We start from the raw sequence: 15,148 nt of genomic DNA, 5'->3' as shown, positions 1-15,148 counted from the left end.
CGAAGCAATCTCCTCATCGTTGGAGATTGCTTCGTCGGGAAGAGCGCCCTCCTCGCAACGACATCAAATCAATCCCTTTTAAACTTCGAATAATCAGGCTTGGGCATATCGAGACCTGAAACGGGCAAGCCGTTCAAGCCGCGCACTTTCAGGCTGAGTCCGTACAAGCGAATGAATCCTTCGGCGTGGCTTTGATCGTAGACGTCTTCCTGACCGAAGGTTGCGAAATCTTCGCGATACAAACTGAACGGAGATTTTTTGCCAGCCGTGATGATGTTGCCTTTATATAATTTAAGTTTGACTATGCCAGTGACGGGACCTTGCGTGGCATTGACGAACGCGTCCAGCGCTTCGCGCAACGGCGTGAACCATAAACCGTTGTAAGTGAGTTCGGTATATTTCACCGCCGCCATTTCTTTGAAGTGCATTGTCTCGCGGTCTAACACCAGCGATTCGAGTTCGCGATGCGCATACAACAGAATCGTGCCGCCTGGAGTTTCATACACGCCGTGCGATTTCATGCCGACGAGTCGATTCTCCACCAAGTCCACGCGCCCGATGCCGTGCGCGCCGCCGATGGCGTTTAACTTTTCCACAATTTTTGCGGGCGAAAGTTTTTCGCCATTTACCGCAATTGGATTGCCGCTTTCAAATTCGATCTCCACATATTGCGCTTCATCGGGCGCGCTCTCTGGCGAAGCGGACATTTGATACATGGCTTCTTCGGGTTCGTTCCACGGGTCTTCGAGCAAGCCGCCTTCGTGCGAAAGATGCCACAGGTTTGAATCGCGCGAGTAAATGGATTTGATCGTCGCCGTCACTGGCACGTTATGTTTCGCGGCGTATTTCAACGCATCTTCCCGCGAGCGGATATCCCATTCGCGCCACGGAGCGATGATCTTCAAACGCGGATCGAGCGCCATCACGGTCAATTCAAAACGCACCTGATCGTTCCCCTTGCCTGTCGCACCGTGCGCCACCGCGTCCGCGCCCACTTGATGAGCGACATCCACTAAATGTTTTGCAATTAAAGGACGGGCAACCGACGTGCCCAATAAATACTTGTGTTCATACACCGCCCCCATCTTCAACATGGGAAGAAGATATTCCGAAGCGAACTCTTCCTTCATGTCGTGAATAATGCACTGACTCGCGCCGCTATTGATGGCTTTCTGTTCCAGCCCGCGCATGTCTTCGTCGCCCTGCCCCACATCCGCGCAAAAGCAGACCACTTCACACCCGTAGTTTTCTTTCAACCACGGCACGATCACAGACGTATCCAGCCCGCCAGAATAGGCGAGGACGACTTTCTTCACTTGCGGTTTTGATTTCGATTTCATTTCATGCTCCTTGTGATACGGTAATGCCGACTTAAGTCGGCGCTACGCAAAATAAAAACAGCCCACCTTTTCAAGGTGGGCTGTTTTGGTTGACTTATGCGTGTGTCAGCGCGCGCTTGCGCTTACCGCTCCATCATTCAAACAAAAAGAACCCAACCTTATAGTTGAGGTACGCTTCGAACGACGGATACGCGGCGCGAACGCTTTGGCTAACATATTGCGCAGAATTCTACCCGCATTGCGAAATGTGTCAATGGTTTTAACGAAATTCGTTTGAAGAGTTTTGAATTGGGCAATGGCTATGAATGCGATCATCATTTTATTTGATAGTGACTCTGCAAACTGCGATACTTCAATTCCTTCTTGCGCATGGCTTGAATGGCGGAAGTCGCCGCAGTGGCGGAAGATAACGTCGTCAGCAATGGCACGTTCATGGCGATTGCGGCTTTGCGGATCTCGGCGCCATCGGTGTGCGCGTGCGGACCGAGCGGCGTGTTCAACACGAGTTGAATCTTTCCCGCGCGGATCAAATCCACGATTTGAGTTGAACCGTCTTGCGCTTTCTCGACTACTTCCACAGGCAAGCCCGCCTTCATGCACATATCCGCTGTGCCAGGCGTGGCGTATAAATTGAATCCCAGTCGGTGCATGTCGCGCGCAAATTTCAAGCCCGCGCTTTTATCGTAATCGTTGACCGTGATCAAGACCGCGCCTGCATCGGGCAGGGCTTGTCCCGCCGCCGTTTGTGATTTTGCGAAAGCGTGACCAAAATGCGAGGCGTGTCCCATCACTTCGCCCGTCGAGTGCATTTCTGGTCCGAGCAGGGAACTGGAGCCAGGCAATTTTTTGAACGGGAAGACCGCTTCTTTGATGAAGAAGCCATCCACTTGCGGCTCTTCGGTCACGCCAAGTTCTGCGAGCGTTTTACCAGCCATCACTTGCGCGGCGATATAGGCCATGTTCAAACTCGTCGCTTTGCTGGCGTAAGGCACAGTCCGCGAGGCGCGTGGGTTCACTTCCAACACATAGACGATTTCATCTTTCAGCGCGAACTGCACGTTCATCAACCCGCGCACGCCGAGCGCGAGTCCCAATTGTTCGGTGTATTCGCTCATAATGCCTTGATGATACGCGCTGACTTTATACGGCGGCAGAACGCACGCGGCATCGCCCGAATGCACGCCCGCTTCTTCGATGTGTTGCATCACCGCGCCGACAACCACGCGCTCGCCATCGGCTAATGCGTCCACGTCAATTTCAAAAGCGTCTTCCAAAAATTTATCAATCAAGATCGGTTGATTAGGAGCCGCCTCAATCGCCTGTTGAATGAAGCCTGCCAAATTGATTTCGGAATCCACGAGAGCCATTGCCCTGCCTCCCAACACAAAAGACGGGCGGACTAAAACGGGATAGCCGATTCTTTCGGCGACTTCTCGCGCCTCTTCCAACGTGCGGGCGATTCCATTTTCAGGCTGGGGGATGCCCAACTCTTTGAGCAGTTTCGCAAACGCTTCGCGGTCTTCGGAGAGTTGAATGGCATGGGGCGAGGTGCCTAAAATTTTGACTCCCGCCGCTTCGAGTCCCGCCGCCAGGTTGAGCGGAGTCTGCCCGCCGAACTGCACGATCACGCCGATTGGGTTTTCTCTATCAATGACATTGAGAACGTGTTCCAATGTGAGCGGTTCAAAATATAACCTGTCCGCCGTATCGTAATCGGTGGAGACAGTTTCAGGGTTGCAGTTATACATGATGGTTTCATAACCCATCTTCGATAAGGCAAACGCCGCCTGACAGCAACAATAATCAAACTCAATGCCCTGACCAATGCGATTCGGTCCGCCGCCGAGGATCAATATTTTTTGCTGATCCGTCGGGCGTGATTCATCGTCCATTTCATACGCGGAATAGAGATACGGCGTCTGCGCTTCAAACTCTGCGGCGCAAGTGTCTACTCGTTGAAATGTAGGTAATATTCCAAGACTTTTGCGTAACTCACGGAATGAAGAATGCTGAATGAAGAATGAAGAATTTAAGAGCCGCGCAATGTGCGAGTCTGCGAATCCCATTTGCTTGGCTTCATGCAACAATGCTTTCAACTCCGCTTTCTGCATTCCGCCTTCTGCATTCCGCATTCCACCTTCTGCATTCTGCATTCTAAATTCTAACTTCTGCATTTCTTTCATTTGCCCAAGAAACCATAGATCATAACCTGTGACTTTGGCGATTTCATCCAAACTCATGCCTTGCTGAATGGCGCGATACACGCGGAACAATCTATCGGCGCGGGGGACTTTCAGCGTGGCGAATGTCTCAGGTTCAGCAACCAGCTCGCGGCTGGGCCCAGAACCGTCGAGCGCGTCCACGCCGATTTCCAGTGATTGAATCGCTTTATTCAAGGCTTCGGGAAACGTCCTGCCCAACGCCATCGCTTCGCCGACTGATTTCATTTGCGGACCGAGCGTGGGATCCACGCCTGGAAATTTTTCAAACGCCCAGCGCGGAATTTTGACGACGACATAATCGAGCGACGGTTCGAATGCGGCTTTGGTTTGTTTGGTGATGTCATTCGTGATTTCATCCAGCGTATACCCAACTGCAACCAACGCCGCCAATTTTGCAATTGGAAAACCTGTGGCTTTTGACGCGAGCGCCGACGAACGACTGACGCGCGGATTCATTTCGATGACGACGACGCGCCCCGTTTTTGGGTCCACGCCGAATTGCACATTCGAGCCGCCCGTTTCCACGCCGACGGCTGACAATACTTGATGAGCAAGGTCGCGCAGGATTTGATATTCGCGGTCGGTGAGCGTTTGCGCGGGCGCGACGGTGATGCTGTCGCCCGTATGCACGCCCATCGGGTCAAGATTTTCGATCGAACAGACGACGACAAAGTTATTCGCTTTATCGCGCATCACTTCGAGTTCGTATTCCTTCCAACCCAAAACAGATTCTTCGAGCCACGCTTGCGCGATGGGTGATTCGGAAATGGCGCTGCGAACCGCTTCGGCAAGTTGATTCGACTCATATACCCACGACGCGCCCGTGCCGCCCATCGCAAACGAAGCGCGGACTAAAACGGGATAGCCCGTTTCTTTGACGAGTTCTTCCGCTTCTTGCAACGAATATGCCGCTCCGCCGCGCGGGACAGGGATGTTATTTTTTTGCATTGTCTCACGAAAGAGCAAACGATCTTCGGCGGCTTTGATGGCATTGAGATTCGCGCCGATGAGTTGCACGCCGTATTTTTCGAGCACGCCGTTTTCGCTCAATGCCAGCGCGAGATTCAAACCCGTCTGCCCGCCGACGGTGGGGAGCATGGCGTCTGGTTTTTCTTGCGCGATGATGGCTTCCAGCGCTTCGGGGGTGAGCGGTTCGATGTACGTCGCGTCGGCAATTTCGGGGTCGGTCATAATCGTGGCGGGATTTGAATTGACCAGTACGACGCGATAGCCTTCCGCTTTCAAGGCTTTGACGGCTTGCGTGCCAGAGTAATCAAACTCCGCGGCTTGACCGATGACGATGGCTCCAGAGCCAGGGACGAGGATGGTGTGGATATCGGTGCGTTTCATAAAATACCCTGTTGGTCGAGTAGCCCCGAATGTTTTTTGAGGGGCGTATCGAGACCAACGCTTTTCAAGTTATTTTTTGTTTGAATGTAACTTGATGGTCTCGATACGGCGGAAGAGCACCGCCTACTCGACCATCGAAGTTGGATTGAATTTTATTTTCCATTTTTATCCCCAATCATCCCAAAGAATTCTCCAAAAATATCCTGCGCGTCATGCGGACCTGAAGCGGCTTCGGGATGAAACTGCACGCTGAAGACGGGTTTGTTTTTCATCCGTAACCCTTCCAACGAATCGTCGTTCAAACTTTTGTAAGTGATTTCCACTTCGTCTTTATTTAACTCCCCTTCAGTGACGCAGTAATTATGATTTTGAGCCGTGATGAGAACTTTCCCGCTGGGCAGATGTTGTACGGGATGATTCGCGCCGTGATGACCAAATTTGAGTTTGTGCGTATCCGCTCCCAAGGCTCTGCCGATCAATTGATGCCCTAAGCAAATTCCAAATATTGGAATGTCGCTTGCAATCAATTCACTGACCGCCTTCACCGCATAAGGTAAACCCGCTGGGTCGCCAGGTCCGTTGGAGAGGAAGACCCCATCGGGACTCAATGCTAAAACTTCGTCCGCAGTTGTGTCGGCTGGAACGACGGTCACATTCGCGCCGTAAATTGAAAGATGCCGCAGGATATTTTCTTTAACTCCAAAATCATAAGCGACGATTGACCATGGACGATTGACTATGTTCTTTCCATTGTCTATGGTCTGTGGTCTATGGTCTACTATCCATTTGCTTCCCTCATCATCCACCCAATGATAAGGCTCCGCGCAAGTCACTTCCTTGACCACATCGCGTCCGTCGAGTCCTTCCCATGCTCGCGCCAGCTTCAACAACGCATTTGCCGATGTTCCTTTTGTGGAGAGCGCAGCTTTTTGAACGCCGCCATCGCGCAATTTGCGAGTGAGCCAACGCGTATCCACGCCGCTGATGCCTGGCACATGATGTTGCGCAAGCCAGTCAGATAAAGAAAGCGCCGAACGCCAATTTGAGACGACAGGACTCAGTGAACGAATCACCGCCGCCGAAACTTGCGGCTTTGCCGATTCATCATCTTCCAAATTGATGCCCACATTGCCGATGTGTGAAACTGTAAATAAAACGCCTTGTCCACGATACGAGGGGTCGGTCAAAATTTCCTGATAGCCTGTCATGCTGGTGTTGAAGACCAATTCAAACACGGCGTCTGTTTTTGCTCCAAAGGCTTTGCCTTCAATAATGATTCCATCTTCCAATACAAGTGTTGCGGTCATGCGTCAATCCTTTCGTGAGTTCCACATAAAAAAATAACCCTCCAAAGGAGGGTTATTTTTAATTAACATTTTCGATGCAATCCTGAATCGCGCCTGTCAAATCAAAATAATCCAACCTTTCGAGAAAAGTTAGTTTTGAACGACGGGTACGATGGATGGAAAACTGCGCGAACATATCGGGCGGTATTCTACTATCAACATGGCGTGTGTCAAGATTTTTACAGGATACCGATTCAAAAAAACTGAAGTTAATCATTCGATCAAACAAAATATGTCTGACAAATATATAAAACCAAAATGAAAATTGACGCGTCAAAACCATTGACATATTTCATATCACGATTAGAATTCGCCCCATCATGTTTAGAGATAAAGCAAGTATTCTGATGGAAGCCAAATCAAAGCGCAAGCCCATCTCCACAACTTCGGTTGTCGGGATTGGGCTGGCTTCGGTTGAACAGAATCAGAAAAAGGACTTGCTGTAGTTCTTTGTATCTATCTGTATACCGCCAAAGCGCCCTCCGACAACGGAGGGCGCTTTTTATTTTCGTTGCAAAGGAAACTTTATGCTTGAAATTTTAGATACAACCTTACGTGAAGGCGAACAAACTCCTTACGTCAACTTCACGGTGGAGGAAAAAATCCGCATTGCTCAAATGCTGGATGATGTGGGCGTGGAGATGATCGAAGCGGGCGATCCGTCCGTCTCAAAAAATGTGGCAAATGCGATTGAACAAATCGCCTCGCTCGGACTTCGGGCTGAGGTGGTCGCCCATAGCATTGCCTCCCGCTCAGGCATTGACCGCGCCAAAGCCTGCGGCGCGGACCGCGTCGCCATCTTTTACGCCACGTCCAAAATTCATTTGGACGAGAAGTTGCACAAAACGCCAGCGCAAGCCATTGAAATCATCCGCGAGCATATTTGCTATGCAAAAAGTTTGGGACTCAAAGTCCGCTACACGCCCGAAGACGCGACGCGCACCGAGTTTGATTTTCTCGTTCAAATTTGCAACGCCGCCATTGAAGCGGGCGCGGACCGCATCAGCTTTGCCGACACGCTGGGCATCATGCAACCGCACACCATGTTCGAGCGCGTCTCCGCATTGCGCGAGGTTCTGCATCCCTGTCAAATGGATTTGCATTGCCACGACGATTACGGACTCGCCTTAGCCAACGCCATGTCTGGGATTCGCGCGGGCGCAAACTGCATCCACACCACAGTCAACGGTTTGGGAGAAAGAACAGGCATCCCCGATTTAGCCGAAACGATTTTATCTTTTCATAACCTGGAAGGGATTCAAAAATATAACATCCAACCGTTGATGGAGCTTTCCAGTTATCTCGAAAAAATTTCTGGCTTCTTTCTTTCGCCAAATAAACCCATCACGGGACAAAACGCCTTCAGCCACAAAAGCGGAGTGCACACGAACGGCGTGTTGAAAGACCCGCGTACCTACGAGCCGTTTGATCCAGCCCTGCTTGGGCGCGAGCGAAAAATTGTGATTGATAAATACACAGGCAAAAGCGCGGTCGCTTCGCGTTTGGAAGAATACGGCATCGAGGTCAGCGCCGCAGAGTTGGAGGTGATCGTCTCGCGCATCAAAAATATCGGCGATGAACGGAAACAACTCTTCGACGCGGATATTTTGGAGATCGCCGAGCAGGTGACGGGTAGAGAGAGCGACGTGATCCCCCGCGACATCAGCGCGATGTTGATGGTCGAAGTCGAGTCGCATGTGTACACCTCATCGGTCGTCCGCCGTATGCGTGGGTTGACAAACGTCTCCAATGTCTATGAAATCACAGGCGACTTTGACATCAGCGCGTTTGTGAATGTTGAAAATGTGATGGCGTTGAACAACCTGATCGAAGAAGTCCGCACTGTGCAAGGCGTGAAGCGGACGGATACGAAAATGGTTTTGAAAAAATATAACGGAAGTAATAAATGAAGAAGTAAGAATGCAGAATATTTGAATAAAGAATACAGAATAAAAAGGAGAATCTATGGGTACTTTAGTCGAAGAAATTTTTTCTCGCAAAGCGGGCAGGCAGGTGCAAGCGGGTGAAATTTTGTTATTGGACGTGGACTACATTATGAGTCACGACAACACCACGCCGCTCGCCATCAAAGCCTTTCGCGATATTGGCAAACCGATTTTTGATAAAAACAAAATCGTGATTCATTTTGACCACGCCTACCCCGCCCCGAATATTTTGGCGGCGGAGAATCACAAAAAGATCATTGAATTCGTGAAAGAACAGGAATTGCCGCATCTTTTGCATCAGGGCGTTTGCCATCAGGTGATGATCGAAGAAGGCTACATCACGCCTGGCGCAATCGTCATCGGCGCGGATTCGCATTCCAACACCTATGGTGCGATGGGCGCGTTCGGCGCGGGGCTTGGCTCTACTGAAATTGGCGTGGCTTGGGTGACGGGCAAATGCTGGTTCAAAGTCCCTGAGACGATTCGCGTGGAATTAAGCGGACAGGCGCAACACGGCGTCTATGCCAAAGACGTGATGATTCACATCGCGGGTTTGCTCGGCATGGACGGCGGCACGTATCGCTCGGTGGAGTTCGGCGGAGAATATATTGACAACCTGCCCATGCACGAACGAATCGTTTTCCCAAACATGTCCACTGAAATTGGGGCGAAATGCGGCTTGATCGCGGCGGACGAAGTGACGATCAACTATCTCGAAAGCCAGACTCCAGCCGAAGGTCCGTTTGAAGCGTTGCGTCCGATCAATCCGCGCTATGAACGCATCCTTGAAATTGACGTTTCAACTTTAACGCCGCAAGTGGCTTGCCATCCCGATGTGGACAACGTCAAACCGCTGAGCGAAGTCGAAGGCTTGGATGTGCATGAAGTGTATATCGGCACTTGCACGAACGCGCGCTATGAAGATTTGGAAATTGTGGCGAATATGTTGCGAGGCAAAAAAGTGAACCCGCTTGTGCGCGTCATCGTCACGCCCGCCAGCGACCGCATTTACAAAAAAGCGTTGAAGAATGGCTTGATCGAAATTTTGATGGATGCGGGTTGCACCGTGACGGGTTCGGGTTGCGGCGCGTGCATTGGTCGTCACGGCGGAATTCTTGCGCCAGGCGAACGCGCATTGACCACGATGAATCGTAACTTCATCGGTCGCATGGGAAGCCCGCTATCGGAAATTTATTTAGCGAGTCCCGCCACCGCCGCCGCCACCGCGCTCACTGGAAAAATTACAGATCCGCGCAATCTATTAATGCAAATTGCAGAATGAAGTTTGTAGGGCGGGTTTTTAACCCGCCATTCATCAAAATATAAAAAGCGTCAGGCTACAAGCCTGACCTACGAAAGAAGGAGATTCTTATGGGAAAAGCCTGGACATTTGGCGAAAACATGAACACGGATGAAATCATCCCTGGTCGTTATAACATTACGATTGATCCGCTTGAACTTGCAAAAAATGTTTTTTGCGAAGTGAAGCCTGAATACGCAAAAACTGTCAAGCCTGGCGACGTGATCGTCGGCGGGCAAAATTTTGGTTGCGGCTCTTCGCGTGAACATGCGCCGATTGCCATCAAAGGTTCACAGGCGAAATGTATTATCGCGCCGTCGTTTGCGCGAATCTTTTTTCGCAACGCCATCAACATCGGCTTGCCAATTTTGGAATGCCCCGAAGCCGTTGCGGATATCACCGAAGGCGACGACATTGACGTGGATCTGTCTTCTGGAAAAATTCTCAATCGCACCAACGGGCATCAATATCAAGCGCGCGCCCTGCCTGATTTCGTTTTGAAAATTGCGGAGGCGGGCGGCATCGTCAACTTTTTGAAAACGCATGACATTCAAGACCTAATGGCGAATGCAGAAGGATGAAGGATGAATTACAAAATTTGTTTGCTGGCTGGCGATGGGATTGGTCCCGAAGTGATTGCTTCAGCAAAGGATGTTTTATCGGCGCTTCCGCTTCAATGGGATTTTGTGGAAAGCGGCATTGGATTTGGCGAATATCAACGTTCAGGCTCGCCTCTGCCTGATTCAACGCTTCAAGCCATTCGCCACGCTGACGCGACTCTCTTCGGCGCTGTGACTACTCCGCCCAACATCCCGAATTATTTTTCACCCGTCGTGCGGATGCGCCAATCGTTGGATTTATTCGCCAACTTGCGACCCTGCCGCTCCATTCCGCATGAATCCTCCAAAGCAAATATAGACCTCATCATCGTCCGCGAAAACACGGAGGGCTTGTATTCAGGCGTTGAGCGAGTCGAAGACGATGGCAATAAAGCCATCACCGAACGAGTCATCACCCGCGCAGGCTCAGAGCGGATCATCCGCAAGGCGTTTGAGATCGCCACACAAACCAAACGCAAATCTGTCCATGTAGTTCACAAAGCCAATGTGCTTCGTCAAACCTGCGGACTCTTCCGCGCGGTGGCGTTGGAAGTGGCAAAAGAATATCCTGAAATCAAAATGATCGAAATGCTCGTAGATACCTGCGCGATGGAACTCATCCGCGCACCTGAGCAATTTGAGGTCATCGTCACCACCAATTTATTCGGCGATATTCTCAGCGACGAAGCCTGCATGTTCGTCGGCGGACTCGGCGTCGCCGCTTCGGGCAACATCGGCGCAAATGCCGCAGTCTTCGAGCCAGTGCATGGAAGCGCGCCGCCGCTGGTCGGCACAGGCAAAGCCAATCCCATCGCCACATTTTTAGCCGCAAGCATGATGTTGGATTATCTCAACGAAGCCGAATCCGCGAACAGATTACGCACCGCCGTTGAGAGTTGCATCGCCCACAAAGAAACCACGCCCGATCTGGGCGGCAGTTTGACAACGAGTGAAGTGACCGAAAAAGTCACAAGCCGTTTGTACTCGGTGGTCGAGTAGACACGAGCGGTAGCGAGTGTCGTATCGAGACCACAAGTTACATGCAAACAGAAAATTATTTATAAACTGTGGTTTCGATACGTCGCATAGAGCAAGAGCGCGACTACTCAACCACCGAGTTGAATAAAAGGAGACAAAATGACCCGCATCGGATTTTTATACACCCGTTTACGCGCCGAAGAAAAATATCTATTGGAAGAATTGGAAAAACGCGACGACCTTGAAGTCGTTCGCATCAACGACGGCGATCAATTCTTCGACATCCACCAACCGCCCGCAGAGATTGACGTGCTGTTCGAGCGCTCCATCTCTTATTCGCGCGGACTGTACATCTCGCGCATCTTTGAAGCGCATGGTGTCCCCGTCGTCAATTCATCGGCGGTCGCCGAAATTTGCGGCGATAAATATGTGACGAGTCAACTGCTCGCCAAGAACGGCATCCCAACTCCCAGAGTGCTGATGGCTTTCGACGAAGAATCCGCTCTACGGGCGATTGATGCGTTGGGTTATCCCTGCGTGCTGAAACCCGTCGTCGGGTCATGGGGCAGATTGCTCGCCAAAGTCGAAAACAGATCGCAAGCCGAATCCCTGATCGAACACAAATCTTCGCTCGGAGTCAATCATCAAGTTTTTTATATTCAGGAATACATCAACAAACCTGGGCGAGACATTCGCGCATTCGTCGTCGGCGATGAATGTATCTGTGCCATCTATCGCTCCTCCGAAAATTGGATCACTAACACCGCGCGCGGCGGCATCGCCACCAACTGCCCCGTCACCGATGAGATCGCGGAGTTATGCAAACGCGCCGCGCAAGCCATCGGCGGCGGTTTGCTCGCGCTCGATCTGTTTGAAACCGAAAATGGATACACCATCAACGAAGTCAATCACACGATGGAATTTCGCAACAGCATCTCCACCACGGGCGTAAATATTCCACAGAAGATGATCGAGTATGTTTTGGAACGCGCTCTTGCAGGTAATCTCTGCTTTGGCGAAGAAATAGGGGAGATAGGTTGTAAGTAGAAAGTGGAAAGTGAAACTCCGCGCTGATGAAATCGGCGCGGAGTTTTTGATTTTCGTAATTTGTTTCGTGGTTAATCGTTTTCTGCGAGCATATCCAAAAACTCGCGCCCTGTGATGATCTGAATGGAACGAAATTTCTTTAGGTCGAGAAGGTGCTTGTCTCCGCTGACGATGAGATCGGCGTTTCCCGCGACAGCCGCTTCAAGGAATCTGTCGTCTTTTGGGTCGGGTTGAACAGACTGGAATTTCTCTTCTGGAGCGACAAACTCCGAAAATTGATAAATATAACGAGCGATCTTGTCTATGGCTTCCTGTTTCAATTCAAACTTTGGGCGATTCAAAACCTCAAAGTATTCATCTACGATGTTTGTTGTGACAATAACGGTGAACACTCCTGTGTCCCACTTCTCCAAAATTGAAACCAGCGCGCCGCCCAACGCGCTGGATACAAGTATGTTCGTGTCGAGGACAACCCGTTTCATTACCTTCCCTCTCGCACCGCGCGGATTTCGGCTTCAATATCCGCTTCCGTGATGTTGAGTCTTTTAGCCGTTTCCCGCGCTTCCTTCAGCGCGTCTTTGAATTCAGACCTGATTTTTTCTTTGTCAGGCAGACTGATCTTCAAAAAACGGACAAATGCCAGCACATCCGCCTGACGAGATTCAGGCAGTGTGGAAACTTCGCGGAGAAGTGTTTGTTCAAATGTAGTCATGGCTCACCTCGATTTGGATTATACAGTGTTTCTAAACCGTTCACTTCTATTCTTTCCGATACTCCACCGCAAACGCAGGGATTTCGATTCCCGAGATCGAAATCTTCAACTCGCGTGCTTTGATGTTGGCTTCGGCGGGGATCATGTCCATCGCATCTTTGGTGATCAACACTTCGCCTGAGGCGGCGACGTCTTCTCCCATTTTGGAGGCGCGGTTGACGGGGTCGCCGAAGCAGTCTTTATGTCCGACGACGAGGATGCGCCCATAGTCAATGCCGCAAGCGATGTGGATGTCGAGATCTTCCGAGGTGAGCAGGTTCGACGCGGTGAACGCGTGTTGCATCGCCACCGCCGCGTTCACCGCCGAAAGCGGGTCGGGAAAGACCGCGAAGCAGTTATCCGCTTCGTATTTGATCATCGTCCCGCCGAACGACTCGACGATGGGGCGCGTGGTCAACTGCATCCGCCGCACCATCGAGAGGTAATGCACGATTCCGTATTTGCGCGTGAGCAGTGAGAAGCCCGACATGTCCAGCACGAACACCGCGAACTCCTCGCCGTAGCCGTCCCACAATTTTTGCTCCAGCGTTTTGCGGAGTTTGAATTCATCGGCTTGCGAATATTTGAGAAGCAGGTCTTGAAATTTTTTTGCAGGGCTTGCGCGTTTGGTTGGCATGATTACCTCTCGTCGTAGACCTCACAGGTTTTATAAACCTGTGAGGTCTCTGTATTATATATCACCCGCCTCGTCCGCCATCCTTACAACTCTCGGCGAAAATTTTCCGACCACATCAACCAGATCGCTTTGCGCGGCGAGCACTTTGTCCACGGGCTTGTATGCCTGCGGCGACTCATCGAGTCCGCCGCCGAGCAGTGTGACGCCTCGCTCTTTGAGATAGTCGTCCCGTTCGCGTTTGCTGATGGAATTGAGCGCGGCTCTGCGACTCATCAACCTGCCCGCGCCGTGGGAAGCGGATTCAAGCGATGCGCTCACGCCTCTCCCTCGGACAACGAAGCCTGCGTCGCCCATTGAGCCTGGGATCACGCCCAAGACTCCTTCGCCTGCGGGAGTCGCGCCTTTGCGATGGACGATCACTTCACGACCATCCGCGAGTTTTTCTCTCCACGCAAAGTTGTGATGATTCTCTACAACCGCGACTTCTTTCAATCCAACCGAAGCCGCGACTCGTTTATGGATGATGTAATGATTCGCCGATGCAAACCTGCCAGCCAATTCCATCGAAAGCCAATATTCTTGACCATCTTCTGAATCCAAATTCAACCACGCGAGATGACGGACGCTCTTATCAAGGTCAGGCTGTTTCTCCATGGCGAGTTTGCTGAACCTGTCAGCGATTCGCGCGCCGACCCCTCTTGACCCGCTGTGTGAAAGCAACGCCAGATATTCGCCTGGTTTCAACCCGAACATTTCCTCATCCAAGCGAAACGATCCCCACTCGACGAAATGATTCCCCGTCCCGCTTGTGCCGAGTTGATTCATGGCGGTGTCTTTCAATTTTCTGAGTTGCGCGGTGGCGTACCAGGCCTCATCATCCAGCACGGCGTGTTGCGCGCGTTTTGCGCCTGTCCATTTTGCGCCCATGCCGAAGGCGGTTTCATTCATCAATGATTCTTCGAACAATCCCTTCTTCTGTCCGATGAGAATCGGCGAGACTTCGTAGATCGAAAGTCTCATTCGGCAGGCGATGTCTACGCCGACCGCGTACGGGATGACAACGTTGTCTGTGGCGAGTACGCCGCCAATGGGAAGCCCATAGCCGACGTGCGCGTCGGGCATCAACGCGCCAGTGACAGCGACAGGCAGGCGCATCGAATTCTCCATCTGCTTGATGGCTTCGGCGTCGATCTGGTCGCGTCCCCAAATAGGGAAGGGGAGCGGCGATTCGCGTAAATCGCTCGGTTGCGGCTCGTCCTTTTGATTCAGGCGGATGCACTCGCGCGCGAGATCGGCAAAGGTTGCATTGGCTAAGAATTCGCCTGGGTTATTCCGCACCGCATCTAACTGCGCGAGCGCCGCGTCGCGATCCATGCCCTGCTCGATGAGTTTGTTGCCAGCATCCTTTGCCAGCCCGATAACTTTTCCATCCTGCCAGTTGTGATATTTCAGGGTTTTTCCTGTGATGATGTCCATAGTTGTTCTCTTTCACGTGGCGCGACATGTTGAACATTAACAAATTACTCTGACATAAGGCCGGTATAGCGTAAGAGCGGTTCAGAACCGTGAGAGAAACGGTCGAGAAAAGCAAGGACCTGAAATCGCAATTGGTTCACTTGGTCTGCCCAGCGA

13 protein-coding genes are annotated in these 15,148 nt (G+C 51.4%); 6 read left to right on the top strand and 7 right to left on the bottom strand.

What is annotated here, in order from left to right; genetic code table 11:
• Positions 1 to 68: 68 nt before the first annotated feature.
• From AC16KF_RS11725 to carA, 3 genes are all read right to left on the bottom strand, one after another.
• The gene (locus AC16KF_RS11725; RefSeq protein WP_484037505.1) at positions 69 to 1,340 is read right to left on the bottom strand and encodes an argininosuccinate synthase; all 1,272 of its coding nucleotides are present in this window, start codon (positions 1,338 to 1,340) and stop codon (positions 69 to 71) included.
• A gap of 314 nt (positions 1,341 to 1,654) precedes the next feature.
• On the bottom strand, positions 1,655 to 4,912 hold the full coding sequence (gene carB / locus AC16KF_RS11720; RefSeq protein ID WP_484037504.1) for a carbamoyl-phosphate synthase large subunit: 3,258 nt from the start codon (positions 4,910 to 4,912) through the stop codon (positions 1,655 to 1,657).
• A 152-nt stretch (positions 4,913 to 5,064) separates the two neighbouring features.
• Positions 5,065 to 6,219, bottom strand: a complete 1,155-nt coding sequence (gene carA / locus AC16KF_RS11715; protein WP_484037503.1) for a glutamine-hydrolyzing carbamoyl-phosphate synthase small subunit — start codon at positions 6,217 to 6,219, stop codon at positions 5,065 to 5,067.
• 359 nt (positions 6,220 to 6,578) lie between these two features.
• Between carA and AC16KF_RS11710 the strand changes: the two genes are divergently transcribed.
• From AC16KF_RS11710 to lysX, 6 genes are all read left to right on the top strand, one after another.
• On the top strand, positions 6,579 to 6,704 hold the full coding sequence (locus AC16KF_RS11710) for a hypothetical protein (RefSeq protein ID WP_484037502.1): 126 nt from the start codon (positions 6,579 to 6,581) through the stop codon (positions 6,702 to 6,704).
• Between the two features lie 81 nt (positions 6,705 to 6,785).
• Positions 6,786 to 8,168, top strand: coding sequence for a LeuA family protein (locus AC16KF_RS11705; protein WP_484037501.1), 1,383 nt, complete (start codon positions 6,786 to 6,788; stop codon positions 8,166 to 8,168).
• Between the two features lie 55 nt (positions 8,169 to 8,223).
• Entirely contained in the window at positions 8,224 to 9,486 is a 1,263-nt protein-coding gene (locus tag AC16KF_RS11700; RefSeq protein WP_484037500.1) for a 3-isopropylmalate dehydratase large subunit, read from the top strand.
• Between the two features lie 89 nt (positions 9,487 to 9,575).
• Complete coding sequence (locus AC16KF_RS11695) at positions 9,576 to 10,085, top strand: 3-isopropylmalate dehydratase small subunit (protein ID WP_484037499.1); 510 nt, start codon at positions 9,576 to 9,578, stop codon at positions 10,083 to 10,085.
• 3 nt (positions 10,086 to 10,088) lie between these two features.
• On the top strand, positions 10,089 to 11,102 hold the full coding sequence (locus tag AC16KF_RS11690) for an isocitrate/isopropylmalate dehydrogenase family protein (RefSeq protein WP_484037498.1): 1,014 nt from the start codon (positions 10,089 to 10,091) through the stop codon (positions 11,100 to 11,102).
• 138 nt (positions 11,103 to 11,240) lie between these two features.
• Positions 11,241 to 12,128 (top strand): lysine biosynthesis protein LysX, encoded by an 888-nt coding sequence (gene lysX, locus AC16KF_RS11685; RefSeq protein ID WP_484037497.1) that lies wholly within the window; start codon positions 11,241 to 11,243, stop codon positions 12,126 to 12,128.
• Positions 12,129 to 12,199: 71 nt separating this feature from the next.
• Here lysX and AC16KF_RS11680 read toward each other — a convergent pair whose 3' ends face one another.
• Genes AC16KF_RS11680 through AC16KF_RS11665 form a run of 4 tightly spaced genes read right to left on the bottom strand, consistent with a single transcriptional unit; the run spans position 12,200 to position 14,992 of the window.
• On the bottom strand, positions 12,200 to 12,610 hold the full coding sequence (locus tag AC16KF_RS11680; protein ID WP_484037496.1) for a putative toxin-antitoxin system toxin component, PIN family: 411 nt from the start codon (positions 12,608 to 12,610) through the stop codon (positions 12,200 to 12,202).
• Positions 12,610 to 12,840 carry a hypothetical protein gene (locus tag AC16KF_RS11675; protein WP_484037495.1) on the bottom strand — a complete coding sequence of 77 codons (231 nt, stop codon included), beginning with the start codon at positions 12,838 to 12,840 and terminating at the stop codon, positions 12,610 to 12,612. The genes AC16KF_RS11680 and AC16KF_RS11675 overlap by 1 nt, the downstream gene beginning before the upstream one ends.
• Positions 12,841 to 12,886: 46 nt before the next feature.
• Positions 12,887 to 13,516, bottom strand: coding sequence for an adenylate/guanylate cyclase domain-containing protein (locus AC16KF_RS11670; RefSeq protein WP_484037494.1), 630 nt, complete (start codon positions 13,514 to 13,516; stop codon positions 12,887 to 12,889).
• Between the two features lie 54 nt (positions 13,517 to 13,570).
• Positions 13,571 to 14,992 (bottom strand): RtcB family protein, encoded by a 1,422-nt coding sequence (locus AC16KF_RS11665; RefSeq protein ID WP_484037493.1) that lies wholly within the window; start codon positions 14,990 to 14,992, stop codon positions 13,571 to 13,573.
• Between the last annotated feature and the right edge of the window lie 156 nt (positions 14,993 to 15,148).

The sequence above is a fragment of the Candidatus Defluviilinea gracilis genome (assembly GCF_057138825.1).
The sequence above is the reverse complement of the archived record's forward strand: the minus strand, read 5'-3'. Positions and strand labels throughout refer to the sequence as shown.

Coding starts and splice junctions, on each gene's coding strand:
- AC16KF_RS11725 (WP_484037505.1), bottom strand. CDS start 1,340: ATGAAATCGAAATCAAAACCGCAAGTGAAGAAAGTCGTCCTCGCCTAT.
- carB (WP_484037504.1), bottom strand. CDS start 4,912: ATGAAACGCACCGATATCCACACCATCCTCGTCCCTGGCTCTGGAGCC.
- carA (WP_484037503.1), bottom strand. CDS start 6,219: ATGACCGCAACACTTGTATTGGAAGATGGAATCATTATTGAAGGCAAA.
- AC16KF_RS11710 (WP_484037502.1), top strand. CDS start 6,579: ATGTTTAGAGATAAAGCAAGTATTCTGATGGAAGCCAAATCAAAGCGC.
- AC16KF_RS11705 (WP_484037501.1), top strand. CDS start 6,786: ATGCTTGAAATTTTAGATACAACCTTACGTGAAGGCGAACAAACTCCT.
- AC16KF_RS11700 (WP_484037500.1), top strand. CDS start 8,224: ATGGGTACTTTAGTCGAAGAAATTTTTTCTCGCAAAGCGGGCAGGCAG.
- AC16KF_RS11695 (WP_484037499.1), top strand. CDS start 9,576: ATGGGAAAAGCCTGGACATTTGGCGAAAACATGAACACGGATGAAATC.
- AC16KF_RS11690 (WP_484037498.1), top strand. CDS start 10,089: ATGAATTACAAAATTTGTTTGCTGGCTGGCGATGGGATTGGTCCCGAA.
- lysX (WP_484037497.1), top strand. CDS start 11,241: ATGACCCGCATCGGATTTTTATACACCCGTTTACGCGCCGAAGAAAAA.
- AC16KF_RS11680 (WP_484037496.1), bottom strand. CDS start 12,610: ATGAAACGGGTTGTCCTCGACACGAACATACTTGTATCCAGCGCGTTG.
- AC16KF_RS11675 (WP_484037495.1), bottom strand. CDS start 12,840: ATGACTACATTTGAACAAACACTTCTCCGCGAAGTTTCCACACTGCCT.
- AC16KF_RS11670 (WP_484037494.1), bottom strand. CDS start 13,516: ATGCCAACCAAACGCGCAAGCCCTGCAAAAAAATTTCAAGACCTGCTT.
- AC16KF_RS11665 (WP_484037493.1), bottom strand. CDS start 14,992: ATGGACATCATCACAGGAAAAACCCTGAAATATCACAACTGGCAGGAT.